The sequence below is a fragment of the Stenotrophomonas sp. 10N36 genome (assembly GCF_056395005.1).
In genome coordinates this window covers 195,043-211,553 of sequence record NZ_JBFTIS010000011.1, presented here as the reverse complement: position 1 = coordinate 211,553, position 16,511 = coordinate 195,043, and the positions used below count along the sequence as shown (strand labels likewise).

Sequence of the window (16,511 nt, the reverse complement as noted above, 5' to 3'; positions counted from 1 at the left end):
CCGCTGGCCGGCTCCTCATGAACCCATGGTGTCACCTGGAGCCGGCCAGCGGCCGGCACTACCGCGGGATTGATATTGCCTGGAGCCGGCCAGCGGCCGGCACTACCGGGAATTGAGATGGCTTGGAGCCGGCCAGCGGCCGGCACTACCCTTTGGACGTCCAGAGTGTGGAGCGGGTATCAGACGCAGCGGCAATTGCCCCGTAACGTGCGGCCTCATGCGCCACCCCGTGGCAGGGGGCATCACGGGTGGGAATCTCCGCCGATGGCAATCGGCGTCCAGTCAGGACGTTGCATGAAACCCCAGGGACTGTTCCGATGCTGTGTCACCGCGCTGCTGTTGTTGGCCAGCGCCACCGCCGTTGCCCAGACCGCGCGCATCGAGCGCGCCGATGTGCAGGCCATTACCGATGCCAGCGCCCGTGATGTGGCCGCGCTGATCGCCCAGCCGGGCTTCGCCACGGCGGTGACCGGCGCGCTCGCCGCGCGCCCCGACGGTGTGCCGCTGGCCCGGGTGATGGCCCGCTTCGACCCGCAGGCGCGCACCCAGGCCTCGCGCACGCTGGCCGCCCAGGATCGCCAGCTGCGGCAGAAAAAAGGGCTGCCCGCCGCGGGCGCTGACCTGCTGCAGCTCCGCGCCTACATCCCCAGCGGCACCCGGCTCACCGACGTGCCTGCCGCGCAGCTATGGGTGGCCGTGCTCCCGCGCGGCGATGACCGCCACTGGACCACGCTGAACGCCTACGACCCGCAGGGGCGTCGCCACACGCTGGACGCGCGCACCGCGCCGGCCTTCCCGGTGCTGATCGTCGATGTGGATACGCGCACGGCGGTGGAAGAGGGCATGGCGGTGGTCAATGCCGGGCTGCAGGCGCGCGGCCTGCAATCGCCGGACCGCATCCGGTTGGCCGCCAACGGCAGCGCCTCGCTCGACCTGACCCGGCTGGACCGCATCCGCCTGGCCGACGACCAGGAGCCGTGGGCGCTGGGCGGCGCGGAGGTGTTCGCGGTGGTGTCGGGCCTGCAGATCGGCGCGGCCGAACCGGAGATGGCCACGCTGACTCTGCCGTACCTGGACCACGACAACACCGACTACACCCCCGGCCAACCGCTGGTCATCTGGGGCAACTACCGGTTCGACGCGGCCAATGTGCAGCTGTTCGAAGATGACGGCGACACCAACTACCAGGACCTGCTGGTGGCATTGACCGATGGCGTCAAGGCGGCACTGGGTGCGTTCGCACCGGAGTACGCGGTGATCGCCGACATCGCCGGCGCCATCCTCAAGGCGATGCCCACCACCTGGTTCGCCAACGACACCGACTACCTGGACAGCTTCTACCTGCTGCAGCGCGGGCAGGCCTACACCGACCGCATGGGCGCGGCCAACAACGCCAAGGTCACGCTGACCCGGTAGTGCCGGCCGCTGGCCGGCTCCAGGTGACACCGTGGGCCCATGAGGAGCCGGCCAGCGGCCGGCACTACCGGGTAAGGTTCACGGGCGCCGGTTGAACCGCGTGCGGTTCACGGAAACCGGTCGAACCCGATGCGGTTCGCGGAAACCGGCCGAACCGGGTGAGCTTCACGGGAACCGGCCGACAACCGGCTTCCGCCATGAAAAAACGGCGGCGCTTTCGCGCCGCCGTTCCGTTACTCCACCGATGTCGCCGCTCAGCAGCAGCGGCCCCCGTTCCTGCCGCCGTAGCGCGCCTCCTGGCGCTCGCGGAAGAAGGTCTTGTAGTCCATCGGCACGCGGTCGGGATGGTTGTCGAGCACGTGGCGTACGTAGTTGTCGTAGTCGGGGATGCCGCAGCACAGGCGTGCGGTCTGCACCAGGCGCCGCCACAACCGGCGGTGTGCCTGGTACTGCCCAACGGGAACCAGTTCTGTACTCATCACAGGTCCGCCATCTGGTGCGGCTGCAGCGCCACGTACGGGGTTTCCTTGTCCGTGCGCTGCGGGTTGCGGCGCGCCTGCACGATGGTCTTGATCGCATAGAACAGGATCGAGAACACCACGAACAGGAACAACACGGTCAGGCTGGTGTTGACGTAGGCGTTGACCACGATCTGGTGCATCTGGTCCAGGCTCTTGGCCGGCGCGGTGATGGTGCCGGTGGCGATCGCGTCCTGGAACTTGTGCGCCTGCGCCAGGAAGCCCTGGGCCGGGTTCTTGTCGAAGATCTTGATCAGGCCCGCATACGTGGTGCAGATCAGCAGCCACACCGCCGGCACGCCGGTCACCCAGGCAAAGCGCTCGCGCTTCATCTTGAACAGCACCACAGTGCCCAGCATCAGCGCAATGCCGGCCAGCATCTGGTTGGAGATACCGAACAGCGGCCACAGGGTCTGGATGCCGCCGAAGGGATCCTTCACGCCGGTGTACAGCAGGTAGCCCCACAGCGCCACGCAACCGGCCGTGGCGATGATGTTGGCCGTCCACGATTCGGTCTTCTTCAGCGCCGGGATGAAGTTGCCCAGCAGGTCCTGCAGCATGAAGCGACCGGCACGGGTACCGGCATCCACCGCGGTCAGGATGAACAGCGCTTCGAACAGGATCGCGAAGTGGTACCAGAACGCCATCATCGCGTTGCTGCCACTGGGAATGGCCTGGTGCAGGATCTGCGCGATGCCCACCGCCAGCGTCGGTGCACCACCGGCACGGTGCAGGATGGTCGGCTCGCCGATGGCCAGTGCGGTGGCTTCCAGCTGCTCGGGGGTAATCGCAAAGCCCCAGGTCGTGCTGATGAAGTGCGCGGCCGAGGCCGCATCGGCGCCGATCACCGCCGCCGGGCTGTTCATCGCGAAGTAGACGCCCGGGTCGATGATCGAGGCCGCTACCAGCGCCATCACCGCCACGAACGATTCCATCAGCATGCCGCCGTAGCCGATGTAGCGCATGTGGCGCTCATTGGCCAACAGCTTGGGCGTGGTGCCCGAGGCGATCAGCGCATGGAAACCCGACACCGCGCCGCAGGCAATGGTGATGAACAGGAACGGGAACATGCCGCCCTTCCAGACCGGGCCGTCACCGCTGGCCGCGAACTGGGTCAGCGCCGGCATCTTCAGTTCCGGCATGACGATCAGGATGCCGATCGCCAGCGCCACGATGGTGCCGATCTTGAGGAAGGTGGACAGGTAGTCGCGCGGTGCCAGCAGCAGCCACACCGGCAGCACCGAGGCCACGAAGCCGTAGCCGATCAGCATCCAGGTGATCTCGATGCCGGTGAAGGTGAAGGCCGGGCCCCAGACGGGATCGGCGGCCACCTTGCCGCCGTACCAGATGGCGGCCAGCAGCAGGAACAGGCCGACCACCGAAATCTCCCCGATCTTGCCGGGGCGGATGTAGCGCATGTACACGCCCATCAGGATCGCGATGGGCATGGTGGCGATCACCGTGAACATGCCCCACGGGCTCTCGGCCAATGCCTTGACCACCACCATCGCCAGCACCGCCAGGATGATGATCATGATCAGGAAGGCGCCGAACAGCGCGATGGTGCCGGGCACCTGGCCCATCTCCTCGCGCACCAGGTCACCCAGCGAGCGACCGTTGCGGCGGCTGGAGATGAACAGCACCATGAAGTCCTGCACCGCGCCGGCTAATACCACGCCGACCACCAGCCAGAGCAGGCCGGGCAGGTAGCCCATCTGCGCGGCCAGCACCGGACCCACCAGCGGCCCCGCGCCGGCGATCGCGGCGAAGTGGTGGCCGAACAGCACGTGCTTGTTGGTGGGCACGTAGTCCAGGCCGTCGTTGTTGAGCACTGCGGGGGTGGCCCGGGTCGGGTCGAGCTGCATCACCTTGTCGGCGATGAACAGGCTGTAGAAGCGGTAGGCGATCAGGTAGATCGACACCGCGGCGACCACGATCCACAACGCGTTGATGTGTTCGCCACGGCGCAGTGCGACCACGCCCAGACAGAACGCGCCGAGCAGCGCGAGCGCGGCCCAGCCCAGCTTGGAAAAACCTTTCATGAGATTGCGTCTCCCTGGAGATCGTCGTAAGAGTCTGCCTTGGCACCGATGGGGTCAATGCAAACGCAGGTGCTTGCCGCTAGTACTTTGGTCGTAGGTCGCAACGTGGCGTGCGTGACGATGCGGACAACGGCCCGGTGGACGCGCGCGCCTGCACGGGGTGCGAACGCCACCGCTGGAACAATCGGTTGCGGGCGTGGCGATTGGCGGCTGCCACCCGGGCGCCCATCTTGTTGGCTGGTTTCCTTTTGCTGGAGTCGAGATGAGCAGCCCAACCCCGGTGCGCGTACAGCGCACGATCCGTGGCATGGCCACCTCCGATGGCGCCGGCGTGCGCTTGACCCGGGTGATCGGCGGCCCCTCGCTGCCTGACCTGGACCCGTTCCTGCTGCTGGATGAATTCGGCACCGACCGCGCCGAGGACTACATCGCCGGGTTCCCGAGCCATCCGCACCGCGGCTTCGAAACCGTCACCTACATGCTCGACGGGCGCATGCGGCACAAGGACAACCACGGCAACGAAGGCCTGCTTACCCCGGGCAGCGTGCAGTGGATGACCGCCGGCCGTGGGCTGGTGCATTCGGAGATGCCCGAGCAGGAATCGGGGCAGATGCGCGGCTTCCAGCTGTGGGTGAACCTGCCCGCGCGCGACAAGATGACCGACCCGAAGTACCAGGAATTCGCGCCCGAGCGCATTCCCGTCACCGCGCCCGGCGACGGCGTGCAGGTGAAGGTGATTGCCGGCCAAGTGGGCGAGGTGAGCGGCCCGATCGTGCAGCCGGCCACCGACCCGGTGTACCTGGACATCACCCTGGACGCCAACGCGCGCTGGGACTACACCTTGCCGGAAGGGCACAACGCGTTTGCCTACGTGTTCGAAGGCGGGCTGACGGTGGGGCAGGGCGAAGATGCACGTCCGGTGGCGCGCCAGGAACTGGCGGTGCTGGGCGGCGGCGAACTGCTGCAGCTGCAGGCCGGCGCCGAGGGTGCCCGCCTGATCCTGGTGGCAGGGCGACCGCTGCGCGAGCCGGTAATGCGCCACGGGCCGTTCGTGATGAACACCCGCCAGGAGCTGATGCAGGCCTTCGTCGATTTCCAGGAAGGCCGCTTCTGACCGGTGGTGCCGGCCGTCGGTCGGCACCCCCATGACGCGGCGGAAACACGGGCGGTGCCGACCGCTGGCCGCCAACCGCATCACGCTGCAAAAGCACAGGTAGTGCCGGCCGCTGGCCGGCAACCGCATCACGCTGGGGGAGCACAGATAGTGCCGGCCGCTGGCCGGCAACCCGATGGAGCCTGGAGGCAGGGGCGCAGCCGGCCAGCGGCCGGCACTACCGGGATGTGCGCCATGCACATTCCCGGCCATCTCAGCGCCCCGCGGCGACCGCCGTGGGCGTGAGGTTCATGCCCTGGGTGAGCGACTGCAACGCACCCAGCTCTTTGGCATCCCCGGCATACAGCGCGATCTGCGCGTAGCGGTTCTTGTCGAACTTCACCACGGTGATGCGGCGCGTTTCGTAGCCCGGCGGCTGCTGGCCGCCCAGGTCGGGCTGGTACCAGTACAGCGATTCACCGGCGAACAGGCCCTTTTCCTGGCGCAGCGGGCGGCTCAGCGGCAGGTTCGGGTCGCGTGCGGTCAGCATCAGGCTGAGCACCTCGCGGCCATCGCCGGTGCTGGCCTTGCACAGGACGAAGTCGGCCCGCGCCTGCTCCTGCCATTGCAGGCCGCTGTCGGCGGGCAGGGACGGGCACACGTTCGAGGACTGGGCCGAGACGGCCGCAGCGGACAACAACAGGCACAGGCACACGGCAGCGCGCAGGATGTTCATGGCTTCCCCCAAAGGTCGAAGTGGCCGCGCGTCGTGCTGGCAGAAGGGGTCCGGGGGCCGCAGACAACCCAGGCCGTCCGTGCGCATTTTCCCCATGCGCGTCCCGGAGTACCTCGCCTGCCAGGTGACGGCGTGGTGATTCGGACCTTAACGGAATGTGACTGGATCTACAAATAACTGTTTCAAATGGTCCCTTCCGTGGGCCACCACGCCTTGAATCAGGCGGCCGGAACCGGAGCGGCCCCGGCCGCCCAGGCTCAGCGCGGCTCGGTGCCGATCCACTTGTAGGCAATGCCGCCGATCAGGCCGCCCAGCAGCGGGGCCAGCCAGAACAGCCACAGCTGGCTGAGTGCGCCGCTGCCGGCAAACACTGCCACCGCCGTGGAGCGCGCCGGGTTCACCGAGGTATTGGTCACCGGGATGCTGATCAGGTGGATCAGGGTGAGCGCCAGCCCGATGGCGATCGGCGCAAAACCGGCCGGGGCGTTGCCGTGGGTAGACCCCATGATGACCACCAGGAAGAAGGCGGTGAGCACCACTTCGCACAGGAACGCGGCGGCCACGCTGTAGCCACCCGGCGACAGGGCGCCGTAGCCATTGCTGGCGAACGCACCGGCCTGGCTGCCATCGATGGCGAAGCCGGGGGCGCCCGAAGCAATCTGCAGCAGAATGAAACCGGCCAGGATCCCGCCCAGCACCTGGGCCACGATGTAGGGCAGCAGGTCGCGCGCCGGGAACCGGCCGCCGGCCCACAGCCCCAGGCTGACGGCAGGATTGAAGTGCGCACCGGAGACGTGGCCGAACGCATAGGCGCCGGTGAGCACGGTCAGCCCGAAGGCCAGCGCCACGCCCACGAAACCGATCCCAAGCGGGTTGCCATCACCGCCGAACTTGGCCGCCAGCACCGCGCTGCCGCAGCCCCCCAGAACCAACCAGAACGTGCCGAGAAACTCCGCGGCCAGACGTTTGCCCATGCTCATCGATCGTTCTCCACCAGATGCCCGGGACGGGCAGGCAGAACGTAGCTGAATCGCGGTTCATCGGGGTGAACGTGGCGTCAAGACGCCGACGAACGGCACCGGCTCAGTAGGTGGGCAGCGGAATGAATTCTTTGTCGTCGCCGGGAATCGTGCCGAAGCGCCCGGCGTCCCAGTCGTGCTTGGCCTGCTCGATGCGCTCGGTGGAGCTGGACACGAAGTTCCACCACAGGTGGCGCGGCCCATCCAGCGGTTCGCCGCCCAGCAGCATCGCCTTGACCGGCGTCTTGGCGCGCAGCCGACCACGCGCATTGAGCTCGGGAATCACCAGATGCTGCGCGGGCAGATCCACGCCGTCCAGCTGCGCCTCGCCTTCGAGGATGTACAGGGCGCGCTCGACATGGCCGGTATCCAGGTCGATTTCCGCACCCGGATCCAGATCGATCGCCACATTCAACGTGTCCGCGAACACCTTCACCGGCGATTCTTCGCCGTACGCGCGCCCGGCGATCACCCGCAGCCAGGCACCGTCGCGTCGCTGCTGGGGCAGGGTGGCCGCCGCGTGGTGGAAGAACCCGGGATCGGTTTCCTCGAAACTCTTCGGCAGCGCCACCCAGGTCTGCATCCCGTGGATGGGGTGATCGTGCTCGCGCTCGGGCGGCGGGGTACGTTCGGAATGCGCGATGCCGCGCCCGGCGGTCATCCAGTTGACGTCACCGGGGCGGATCACCTGGTCCGACCCCAACGTATCGCGGTGACCGATCGCACCGGACCACAGGAACGTCACGGTCGCCAACCCGATGTGCGGATGCGGACGCACATCGATACCCGTCCCCGGCGCAAGCACCGCCGGACCCATCTGGTCCACGAACACGAACGGACCGACGCTGCGCGCCTGCAGGGTAGGCACGGCGCGGCGCACCTGCAGACCGCCGATATCGTGGACACGGGGCGCAATGATCGTCGTCATGCGGGCTTTCTCGCTGGCGTGGACAGACCCGCAGGATCGCATGCAGACACACCCCCTGCATGCCCCATTCGGGCAACAGGGTGTTGCGCCAACAGCCCAAGTAGCGCCGGGCGATGCCCGGCAGCGTTTAATTGCGAAGGCAGCCGGGCAGAGCCCGGCTCTACGTACCGTCACCGGCCAACTATCGAAGGCGGGGTGGGTCAGGTGGCGGGGGTGTGAGCGCCATGGATGGCGCGACCAAGCCCCCAGGGATGGGTTCACGGCGTCCCCCGCCACCTGACCCACCCCGCCATCCCCGATCCAGTCCAGAGCCGCTTTACGCTCTCCGCTTGCGCTCTGGCCCTTGCAGTTGCAGTTGCAGTTGCACTTGCACTTGCAGTTGCCGTTGCATCGGCAGGTGCCGGGCGGCAGCCCGGCTTACATCACCGGCTCACGCAACACCGCCGCATCCCAACCCGGGCGCGGCGCGAAACGCTCCCCGTGCCGCTGCTGCAGCGCCTTCAAACGCTCCACCAGCGCGTCCGCACCGGTCGCCCGGATGTACTGGATCGGACCGCCGCGGAACGGCGCGAACCCCGTCCCGAAGATCACCCCCGCATCCAGCAGATCCGCATCGGCCACCACCCCGTCGTGCAGGCACGCCACCGCCTCGTTGAGCAGCGGCAGAATCAGACGGTCTTCCAGATCCGCAGGCACCTCCGCATTGGCTGGCACGTCCGGCTTCTGCGCCCGTCCGTTTTCCCACTTATAGATTCCCTGGCCATCCTTCTTGCCGCGCTTGCCCGGTTCCACCGTCTGCAGCGCCGCCGGAATCTGCAGGCCCAGGAACGGCGCCAGCTCCTTGCCCACGCCGGCGGCCACGTCCAGCCCCACCGTATCCAGCAGTTCGATCGGGCCCATCGGCATGCCGAACTTCACCGCCGCCTTGTCGATCACCGGGCCCGGAATGCCTTCCGCATACGCCGTGGCCGCTTCCAGCATGTACGGGAACAGCACGCGGTTGACCAGGAACCCCGGCGTGCCGGCCACCGGCACCGGGAACTTGCCCAGCGCCTTGCAGAACGCCGCCAGCCGGCGCTCGGTCTCCGGCGCCATGCCGTCGTGGTGGATGATCTCCACCAGCGGCATCTGCGCCACCGGGTTGAAATAGTGCAGGCCGGCGAACTGCGCCGGGTGCTCGATGTGGTCGCGCAGCTCAAGCAGCGGAATCGACGACGTGTTGGTGGTCAGCAGCGCACCGGCCTTCATCTTCGGCTCCAGCGTCTGGTACAGCGAACGCTTGGCGTCGGCATCTTCGATGATCGCCTCGATCACCAGATCGGCCAGCGCCACGCCTTCACCGGCCAGATCGGCCTTCAGCCGTGCGGCCACGGCCGGGCGCTTGCTCTCGTCCTTCACCTTCTTGGCGAACAGCGCCTGCGCGCGCTCCATGGCCGGGTCGATGAAGCGCTGCTCACGGTCCTGCAGCGTCACGTTGAAGCCCTTGTAGGCCGACCACGCCGCAATATCGCCGCCCATCACGCCGGCGCCCACCACGTGCACATGGCTGATGCCATGGTCCTTGCCACCCAGCGCCTTCAGGCGTTCGGTCAGGAAGAAGATGCGGATCAGGTTGCGCGCGGTCGGGGTGCCGGCCAGCTTCACCACCGCACGGCGTTCGGCGTCCAGGCGGGTCTGGATCGGGCTGCCGCCGGTGCGCGCCCAGGTGTTGATCAGTGCGTACGGCGCCGGGTAATGGTCCTTCTTCGCCTTGCGCGCCACCTGCTTGGCCATCTGCGGGGCCAGCAGCTTGCGCGCCAGCCAGGTGTTGGTGGCCCACGCGGTCGCGCGCTGCTTGAACGGGCGGGTCGTGCCCGACAGGCCCAGTGCCACCGCGGTATCCAGCAGCACCGCCGGGGCCACGACCTTGTCCACCAGACCGATGCTGCGCGCGGCCGATGCCGACAGATTGCGACCGGTCAGCATCATGTCCATCGCCGCCGGTGCACCCACCAGTTGCGGCAGGCGCGAACTGCCGCCCCAGCCGGGGAAGATGCCCAACTGGGTTTCCGGCAGGCCGATCCGGGTGGACGGATCGTTGGAGGCCACGCGGTAGCGGCAGGCCAGCGCCAGCTCGGTGCCGCCGCCCAGGCAATGGCCGTGAATGGCGGCCACGGTCGGGCAGGGCAGCTCGGCCAGCTTCTGGTAGGTGCTCTGGCCGCGGCGGATGGCGTCATTGACGGTGCCGCGGCGGTCGAATTCCTGGAACTCCTTCAAGTCCGCACCGGCAATGAAGCCGGCCGGCTTGATCGACTGGATCACCACCGCCTTGGGCGGGTCCATGGCGATGCGTTCGATCAGGTCGCCCAGTTCCAGCAGCACGTCCTGGGACATCGCGTTGACGCTGCTGTCGTGGCGGTCGAGGCTGAGCACCACCACACCATCATCACGGATCTGCGGGTGCCAATGTGCGAAGCGGAGCCCATCGAAGCCTGAGAGCATGGGAACGTTCCATCCGGTTGTGTATGGAGAAGGGGGCTATGATCCAGAGGTTGTTTCCTCCCCGTCAAATCCCAATAGCTGGGGGATGGGCAGGCCCGGTTCAGTGCCGTGAGCGGGAACCTTAACGGAACGGTGGTTAAAAGCTGGTGCGGCGTCGTGTGATCGGTCGCTGAACTTTTCCCGGGATTGGCAGTCTCATTGCTCGACGTTGGTCGGGCTGACAGGAGTGCGGCCCCACATGGCCGAGGTTGAAACACCACAGGAGCTGGACCTGGAGCTGGTCCGGCGCGTGCAGCGCGGCGAGAGTGCGGCGTTCGATGTCCTGGTGCGCAAGTACCAGCATCGGATCGTGGCGCTGATCGGGCGCTACATCGCCGACTGGAGTGAATGTCAGGACGTCGCACAGGACACGTTCGTCCGCGCGTACCGCGCGATCGGCAGTTTCCGGGGCGACGCCCAGTTCTATACCTGGTTGCACCGGATAGCCGTGAATACTGCCAAGAACCACCTTGCCGCCTACAACCGCCGCCCGCCCACCGATGACATCGACATCGGTGACGCCGAGCAGTTCGACAGCGGCACCCGCCTGCGCGACACCGACACCCCCGAGCGCGAATTGATGCGCCAGGAGCTGGAGCAGACGGTGATGAAGGCGGTGGCGGCATTGCCGGAAGAACTGCGATCGGCCATCACCCTGCGCGAGGTGGACGGGCTGAGTTACGAAGATATCGCGCAGAAGATGGGGTGCCCGATCGGCACCGTGCGGTCGCGGATCTTCCGCGCCCGCGAGGCGATCGACACTGAACTTCGGCCGCTGCTGGATATCGGCAGTGCCACCCGCGAGAAGAGCCGCGTATGAGCGAACACATGCCAATCCCTGGAACCGCCGGCACCACGCCGGACAAGATCGACATCCACAACCGCCAGCAGCTGTCGGCGCTGGTCGATGGCGCGCTGTCGCCCGACGAGGCGCGCTTCATGCTGCGCCGCCTGGAGCACGATGAAGCGCTGGCCGGTTGCCACGAGCGCTGGCAGTTGCTCGGCGACGTGCTGCGCGGCCAGGCCTGCGCACCGGCCCCGGTGGACTTCGCCGCGCGCGTACGCAGTGCGGTCGCCGCCGAACCGGCCCCGCTGGCACCGGCGGCCCCGGTCGAACGCAGCCGCGAACGTCGCGGTGGCTGGCGTCGCTGGGGCGGTGGCGCCGCGCTGGCCGCCTCGGTCGCCGCGGTGGCGATGTTCATGACCCGCGAACAGCTGCCCAGCGAGACGCCGCTCGACGCGCCCGCCACCACCATCATTGCCAGCCAGGCCCAGTTGCCGCCCAGCCCTCCGGCGGTCGCGCCTGCGGCAGTGGATGCGGCCGTCGCCGTGGCCGCCGTGCCAGCTGCGGCCGTCGCTGCCGCCAGCCGTCGCCAGGACGTGGCCGCCGTGCGCCGCGCCAGTGCCACCCGTACCCAGCAGGCCGCGCGCAGCGCCGGCGAACGCAGCATCGAGCCGCAGCGTGCCGTGGCCAGCCAGGCCGTGCCGGTGCCGGTGGTGCCGGCCGCCAATGCCCGTGCCTTGCCGTTCGGCGATGTCGCCGCGCTGCAGGCCAAGCCGTGGCCGCGCTCGACCCTGGCCCCGGCGGCCGGCGGGGCGCTGAACGCCCGCTTCTCCACGCAGGAGCCGCAGGCCGCGTTCTACCCGTTCGAGCCGCGCCTGCAGGAGGTCGACCCGGCCGCCCCCGCGCCGCGCCGGCATCGCGACTGACCCTGTCGTCGCACCCGCTCCAGCACACCCTGCGTCCGGCCCCCTGGCCGGAACGCCCCCGCTTTTCCCCACGTCCCGATCCGGAGGCTGACGTCCGATGACTCCCCGCATGCGTAGCCAGGCCATGACCCTGCTGGCCCTGACCCTGCCGTTGATGGCCTGCGCCCAGGCGCCGGCCCCTGCCGCTCCCGCCGCCCCGGCCCCCGCCGCGGCGCCCCGCGCGCCCGCGCCGCAGCTGGTCAGCGGCCTGCCGGACTTCACCAACCTGGTCGAACAGGTCGGCCCTGGCGTGGTCAACGTGGAAACCACCATCGTGCGCAGCAACCGCCAGGCCCGCGGCATGGGCCCGGGCGGCGACGATGAGATGCCCGAATTCTTCCGGCGCTTCTTCGGCCCGGACTTCCAGATGCCAGGGCAGGGCCCCGGTCCCGGTGGCCAGGACGACAGCCCGCGCATCCAGGGCCGTGGCATGGGCTCGGGCTTCATCATCTCCGCCGACGGCTACGTGCTGACCAACTACCACGTGGTCGCCGACGCCAGCGAAGTGAAGGTCAAGCTGGGCGACCGCCGCGAATTCACCGCCAAGGTGATCGGCAGCGACCAGCAGTACGACGTGGCCCTGCTCAAGATCGACGGCAAGAACCTGCCGACCGTGCGCGTGGGCGATTCCAACACGCTCAAGCCGGGCCAGTGGGTGGTGGCGATCGGCTCGCCGTTCGGCCTGGACCACTCGGTCACCGCCGGCGTGGTCAGCGCCGTGGGCCGCAGCACCGGCGGCGCCGACCAGCGCTACGTGCCGTTCATCCAGACCGACGTGGCCATCAACCAGGGCAACTCGGGCGGCCCGCTGCTCAATACCCGCGGTGAGGTGGTCGGCATCAACTCGCAGATCTTCTCCGCCTCGGGCGGCTACATGGGCATCAGCTTCGCCATCCCGATCGACCTGGCCATGGGCGCGGTCGAACAGATCAAGAAGACCGGCCGGGTCAGCCGGGGCCAGCTGGGCGCCGCCGTGGGGCCGATCGACGGACTCAAAGCGCAGGGCCTGGGCCTGTCCGACAGCCGCGGCGCCCTGGTCAATGAAGTGGTGCCGGGCAGTGCCGCGCTGAAGGCCGGGGTGGAACCGGGCGATGTGATCCGCTCGGTGAACGGCAGCCCGATCAATACCTTCAGCGACCTGCCGCCGCTGATCGGCGCGCTGCCGCCGGGCAGCAAGGTCCGCCTGGGCGTGGTCCGCGATGGCAAGGAGCGTGAAATCAGCGCCACCCTGACCGAGTTGGCCGAGGATGCCGAACGCGGCACGACCCGACCCACCGCCGAGGCCGCCGCGCCGCAGACCGGCTCCAACGCCCTGCTGGGGCTGGAGGTGGCCGACCTGACCGCCGCCCAGCGCAAGCAACTGGGCCTCGGGGCGGGCGAGGGCGTGCGGGTGACTCGCGTCAACGGCGCGTCCGCGCGTGACGCCGGTGTTTCGCCCGGCATGGTGGTGCTGCAGGTCGGGCGTACCCCGGTGGGCAGCGTGGCCGCGCTGGACAAGGCGCTGGCCACCTACAAGAAGGGCGATGTGGTCATGCTGCTGGTCCGGGCCACCGGCAACAGCGCCTTCGTGGCGATCAAGGCCGGGCAGTAACCCCCCCGCCAGCGCTACGTTTCCGGGCCCGCTTCGGCGGGCCCGGTCGTTTCTGGCGGGCCGATCACGCCAATCGCGGGCGGCCGCACGCGGGACCGGGCCGGCCATGCGATAATCCGCAGTCATCCTGACGACGCGACGCGCCGCCGCCACCTATGTCTTCTGATTCGATGCGATTCATCCGCAACTTCTCCATCATTGCCCACGTTGACCACGGCAAGTCCACGCTGGCCGATCGCATCATCCAACTTTGCGGCGGCCTGCAGGCCCGCGAAATGGAGGCGCAGGTGCTCGACTCGAACCCGATCGAGCGCGAGCGTGGCATCACCATCAAGGCCCAGTCGGTCTCGTTGCCCTATGTGGCGAAAGACGGCCAGACCTACCATCTGAACTTCATCGACACCCCCGGGCACGTCGACTTCTCCTATGAAGTCAGCCGCTCGCTGGCCGCCTGCGAAGGCGCGCTGCTGGTGGTCGATGCGGCCCAGGGCGTGGAAGCGCAGTCGGTCGCCAACTGCTACACCGCCGTCGAGCAGGGCCTGGAAGTGGTGCCGGTGATCAACAAGATCGACCTGCCCACCGCCGACATCGAGCGCGCCAAGGCCGAAATCGAGGCCGTCATCGGCATCGACGCCACCGACGCGGTGCCCGTCAGTGCCAAGACCGGCCTGAACGTGGTCGACGTGCTGGAGGCGATCGTGCATCGCATTCCGCCGCCGGTGCCGCGCGATACCGACAAGCTGCAGGCGCTGATCATCGACTCGTGGTTCGACAATTACCTCGGCGTGGTCTCGCTGGTGCGCGTGATGCAGGGCCAGATCAAGGCCGGCGACAAGCTGCAGGTGATGTCCACCGGCCGTACCCACCAGGTCGACAACGTCGGCGTGTTCACCCCCAAGCGCAAGGTGCTGCCGGCGCTGCGGGCCGGTGAAGTGGGCTGGGTCACGGCCAGTATCAAGGACGTGCACGGCGCACCGGTCGGCGACACCCTGACCCTGGCCGCCGACCCGGCCTCCAAGCCGCTGCCGGGCTTCCAGGAAATGCAGCCGCGCGTGTTCGCCGGCCTGTTCCCGGTCGACGCCGAAGACTACCCGGACCTGCGCGAAGCGCTGGACAAGCTGCGCCTGAACGATGCCGCGCTGCGCTTCGAGCCGGAAAGCTCCGAGGCGATGGGCTTCGGCTTCCGCTGCGGCTTCCTGGGCATGCTGCACATGGAAATCGTGCAGGAGCGTCTGGAGCGCGAATACAACCTGGACCTGATCAGCACCGCGCCGACCGTGGTCTATGAAGTGCTCAAGACCGACGGCACCATCATCAACATGGACAACCCGGCCAAGCTGCCGCCGGTGAACATGGTCGATGAGATCCGCGAGCCGATCATCCGCGCCAACGTGCTCACCCCCGAGGAGTACATCGGCAACATCATCAAGCTGTGCGAAGAAAAGCGCGGCAGCCAGATCGGCATCAACTACCTGGGCAGCCAGGTACAGATCAGCTACGAGCTGCCGATGGCCGAAGTGGTGCTGGACTTCTTCGACAAGCTCAAGTCGGTCAGCCGCGGCTATGCCTCGCTGGACTACCACTTCGTGCGCTTCGATGCCGGCCCGTTCGTCCGCGTGGACGTGCTGATCAACGGCGACAAGGTCGACGCCCTGTCGCTGATCGTGCACCGCAGCCATGCCGACCGCCGGGGCCGCGAGCTCTGCGAGAAGATGAAGGAACTGATCCCGCGCCAGCAGTTCGACGTGGCCATCCAGGCCGCCGTCGGCTCGCAGATCATCTCCCGCACCACGGTCAAGGCGATGCGCAAGAACGTGCTGGCCAAGTGCTATGGTGGCGACGTTTCGCGCAAGAAGAAGCTGTTGGAAAAGCAGAAGGAAGGCAAGAAGCGCATGAAGCAGGTTGGCCGCGTGGAAATCCCGCAGGAAGCCTTCCTGGCCGTGCTGCAGATGGACAAGTAAGGCCGGCAGGTCGCCCGGCCACCGCGCGGCACCCGCCAGGTGCCGCCGGGCGCGCAGGGATGGCCCCGTAGCCGCTGCACCCGCACCGCTGCACCCGTTGCCCAAGGACACCGCATGAAATTGTTTGAGATCCTCCTGGTCGTACTGACGCTGGCCTCGGGTTTGATCCTGCTGGCCGACAAGCTGTATTTCGCCAAGCGCCGTGCCGCGCGCGCCGGCCTACTGGATTCCGAACCGGTCGCGGTCGACTACGCCCGGGCGTTCTTCCCGGTGCTGGCGATCGTGCTGGTGGTGCGCAGCTTCATCGCCGAGCCGTACAAGATCCCGTCCAGCTCGATGATGCCCAACCTGCTGATCGGCGATTTCATCCTGGTCAACAAGTTCTCCTACGGCCTGCGCCTGCCGCTGAACAATGCCAAGGTCGTCCCGCTGGGCGAACCCAAGCGCGGCGACGTGGTGGTGTTCCACTTCCCGGGCCATTCGGACAACGATCCGGCCAAGGGCGAGAATTTCATCAAGCGCGTGATCGGCATCCCCGGTGACCAGATCGTCTTCGAAGGAGACGGGCTGATCCTCAACGGCGAGCCGGTCAAGTACGACAACAAGGGCCTGTACGCCGGCCATCGCGGCCAGGGCGAGGGCAGCTCGCTGCTGGTCGAGCACCTGCCGGGCCGCACCCACACCGTGCTGGAAACCGACTACCCGCGTGGCGCAGGCCAGTGGACGGTACCGGCCGGCAAGTACCTGGTGATGGGCGACAACCGCGACAACAGCGATGATGGTCGCTTCTGGGGCCTGCTCCCGGAAGAGAACCTGCGCGGCAAGGCGTTCCTGATCTGGCTGAACTGCTCGGGGTGGTTCTGCAAGGACGGCTTCGAGCCGTCGCGGATCGGCTCGAGCATCAATTGATCCATCACACTCGCGTATCTGGGGAGAAC

At 67.9% G+C, this 16,511-nt stretch carries 13 protein-coding genes; 8 read left to right on the top strand and 5 right to left on the bottom strand.

Features of this window, described 5'->3' with window-relative positions:
• The first annotated feature begins 294 nt into the window (after window positions 1-294).
• Entirely contained in the window at window positions 295-1,416 is a 1,122-nt protein-coding gene (locus tag AC1DCJ_RS12970) for a DUF3103 family protein (protein WP_478071130.1), read from the top strand.
• A 254-nt stretch (window positions 1,417-1,670) separates the two neighbouring features.
• On the opposite strand, the gene AC1DCJ_RS12965 is transcribed toward AC1DCJ_RS12970, so the two are convergent.
• Complete coding sequence (locus tag AC1DCJ_RS12965) at window positions 1,671-1,895, bottom strand: YbdD/YjiX family protein (RefSeq protein ID WP_038686969.1); 225 nt, start codon at window positions 1,893-1,895, stop codon at window positions 1,671-1,673.
• Complete coding sequence (locus AC1DCJ_RS12960; RefSeq protein ID WP_038686970.1) at window positions 1,895-3,976, bottom strand: carbon starvation CstA family protein; 2,082 nt, start codon at window positions 3,974-3,976, stop codon at window positions 1,895-1,897. The genes AC1DCJ_RS12965 and AC1DCJ_RS12960 overlap by 1 nt, the downstream gene beginning before the upstream one ends.
• Before the next feature lie 262 nt (window positions 3,977-4,238).
• On the opposite strand from AC1DCJ_RS12960, the gene AC1DCJ_RS12955 reads away from it, so the two are divergent.
• Both AC1DCJ_RS12955 and AC1DCJ_RS12950 read left to right on the top strand, forming a co-directional pair.
• The gene (locus tag AC1DCJ_RS12955; protein ID WP_137191590.1) at window positions 4,239-5,090 is read left to right on the top strand and encodes a pirin family protein; all 852 of its coding nucleotides are present in this window, start codon (window positions 4,239-4,241) and stop codon (window positions 5,088-5,090) included.
• A 175-nt stretch (window positions 5,091-5,265) separates the two neighbouring features.
• Window positions 5,266-5,982, top strand: a complete 717-nt coding sequence (locus tag AC1DCJ_RS12950) for a transposase (RefSeq protein ID WP_478071129.1) — start codon at window positions 5,266-5,268, stop codon at window positions 5,980-5,982.
• Window positions 5,983-6,062: 80 nt separating this feature from the next.
• On the opposite strand, the gene aqpZ is transcribed toward AC1DCJ_RS12950, so the two are convergent.
• The 3 genes from aqpZ to AC1DCJ_RS12935 all read right to left on the bottom strand — a co-directional run bounded on the left by aqpZ (window position 6,063) and on the right by AC1DCJ_RS12935 (window position 10,233).
• Entirely contained in the window at window positions 6,063-6,785 is a 723-nt protein-coding gene (aqpZ, locus tag AC1DCJ_RS12945; protein WP_081797161.1) for an aquaporin Z, read from the bottom strand.
• A gap of 103 nt (window positions 6,786-6,888) precedes the next feature.
• A complete protein-coding gene (locus tag AC1DCJ_RS12940; RefSeq protein WP_038686977.1) occupies window positions 6,889-7,752 on the bottom strand; it encodes a pirin family protein in 864 nt (287 codons plus the stop codon).
• A gap of 417 nt (window positions 7,753-8,169) precedes the next feature.
• Window positions 8,170-10,233 carry a 3-hydroxyacyl-CoA dehydrogenase NAD-binding domain-containing protein gene (locus AC1DCJ_RS12935; RefSeq protein ID WP_137191586.1) on the bottom strand — a complete coding sequence of 688 codons (2,064 nt, stop codon included), beginning with the start codon at window positions 10,231-10,233 and terminating at the stop codon, window positions 8,170-8,172.
• 238 nt (window positions 10,234-10,471) lie between these two features.
• Between AC1DCJ_RS12935 and rpoE the strand changes: the two genes are divergently transcribed.
• From rpoE to lepB, 5 genes are all read left to right on the top strand, one after another.
• Window positions 10,472-11,092, top strand: a complete 621-nt coding sequence (rpoE, locus tag AC1DCJ_RS12930; RefSeq protein WP_478071128.1) for an RNA polymerase sigma factor RpoE — start codon at window positions 10,472-10,474, stop codon at window positions 11,090-11,092.
• An 8-nt stretch (window positions 11,093-11,100) separates the two neighbouring features.
• Window positions 11,101-11,982, top strand: a complete 882-nt coding sequence (locus tag AC1DCJ_RS12925) for a sigma-E factor negative regulatory protein (RefSeq protein ID WP_478071127.1) — start codon at window positions 11,101-11,103, stop codon at window positions 11,980-11,982.
• A 97-nt stretch (window positions 11,983-12,079) separates the two neighbouring features.
• Window positions 12,080-13,612: a DegQ family serine endoprotease gene (locus AC1DCJ_RS12920; RefSeq protein ID WP_137191584.1), complete on the top strand. Its 1,533-nt coding sequence runs from the start codon at window positions 12,080-12,082 to the stop codon at window positions 13,610-13,612.
• Between the two features lie 170 nt (window positions 13,613-13,782).
• A complete protein-coding gene (lepA, locus tag AC1DCJ_RS12915; protein ID WP_038686985.1) occupies window positions 13,783-15,573 on the top strand; it encodes a translation elongation factor 4 in 1,791 nt (596 codons plus the stop codon).
• Between the two features lie 114 nt (window positions 15,574-15,687).
• On the top strand, window positions 15,688-16,482 hold the full coding sequence (gene lepB / locus AC1DCJ_RS12910) for a signal peptidase I (protein WP_038686987.1): 795 nt from the start codon (window positions 15,688-15,690) through the stop codon (window positions 16,480-16,482).
• Window positions 16,483-16,511: the final 29 nt, after the last annotated feature.

Bases quoted from the DNA above. Each gene is read 5' to 3' on its own strand.
- AC1DCJ_RS12965 (WP_038686969.1), bottom strand. From the start codon at position 1,895: ATGAGTACAGAACTGGTTCCCGTTGGGCAGTACCAGGCACACCGCCGG.
- lepA (WP_038686985.1), top strand. From the start codon at position 13,783: ATGCGATTCATCCGCAACTTCTCCATCATTGCCCACGTTGACCACGGC.
- AC1DCJ_RS12970 (WP_478071130.1), top strand. From the start codon at position 295: ATGAAACCCCAGGGACTGTTCCGATGCTGTGTCACCGCGCTGCTGTTG.
- lepB (WP_038686987.1), top strand. From the start codon at position 15,688: ATGAAATTGTTTGAGATCCTCCTGGTCGTACTGACGCTGGCCTCGGGT.
- AC1DCJ_RS12935 (WP_137191586.1), bottom strand. From the start codon at position 10,233: ATGCTCTCAGGCTTCGATGGGCTCCGCTTCGCACATTGGCACCCGCAG.
- AC1DCJ_RS12925 (WP_478071127.1), top strand. From the start codon at position 11,101: ATGCCAATCCCTGGAACCGCCGGCACCACGCCGGACAAGATCGACATC.
- AC1DCJ_RS12950 (WP_478071129.1), top strand. From the start codon at position 5,266: ATGGAGCCTGGAGGCAGGGGCGCAGCCGGCCAGCGGCCGGCACTACCG.
- AC1DCJ_RS12955 (WP_137191590.1), top strand. From the start codon at position 4,239: ATGAGCAGCCCAACCCCGGTGCGCGTACAGCGCACGATCCGTGGCATG.
- AC1DCJ_RS12920 (WP_137191584.1), top strand. From the start codon at position 12,080: ATGACTCCCCGCATGCGTAGCCAGGCCATGACCCTGCTGGCCCTGACC.
- aqpZ (WP_081797161.1), bottom strand. From the start codon at position 6,785: ATGAGCATGGGCAAACGTCTGGCCGCGGAGTTTCTCGGCACGTTCTGG.
- rpoE (WP_478071128.1), top strand. From the start codon at position 10,472: ATGGCCGAGGTTGAAACACCACAGGAGCTGGACCTGGAGCTGGTCCGG.
- AC1DCJ_RS12960 (WP_038686970.1), bottom strand. From the start codon at position 3,976: ATGAAAGGTTTTTCCAAGCTGGGCTGGGCCGCGCTCGCGCTGCTCGGC.
- AC1DCJ_RS12940 (WP_038686977.1), bottom strand. From the start codon at position 7,752: ATGACGACGATCATTGCGCCCCGTGTCCACGATATCGGCGGTCTGCAG.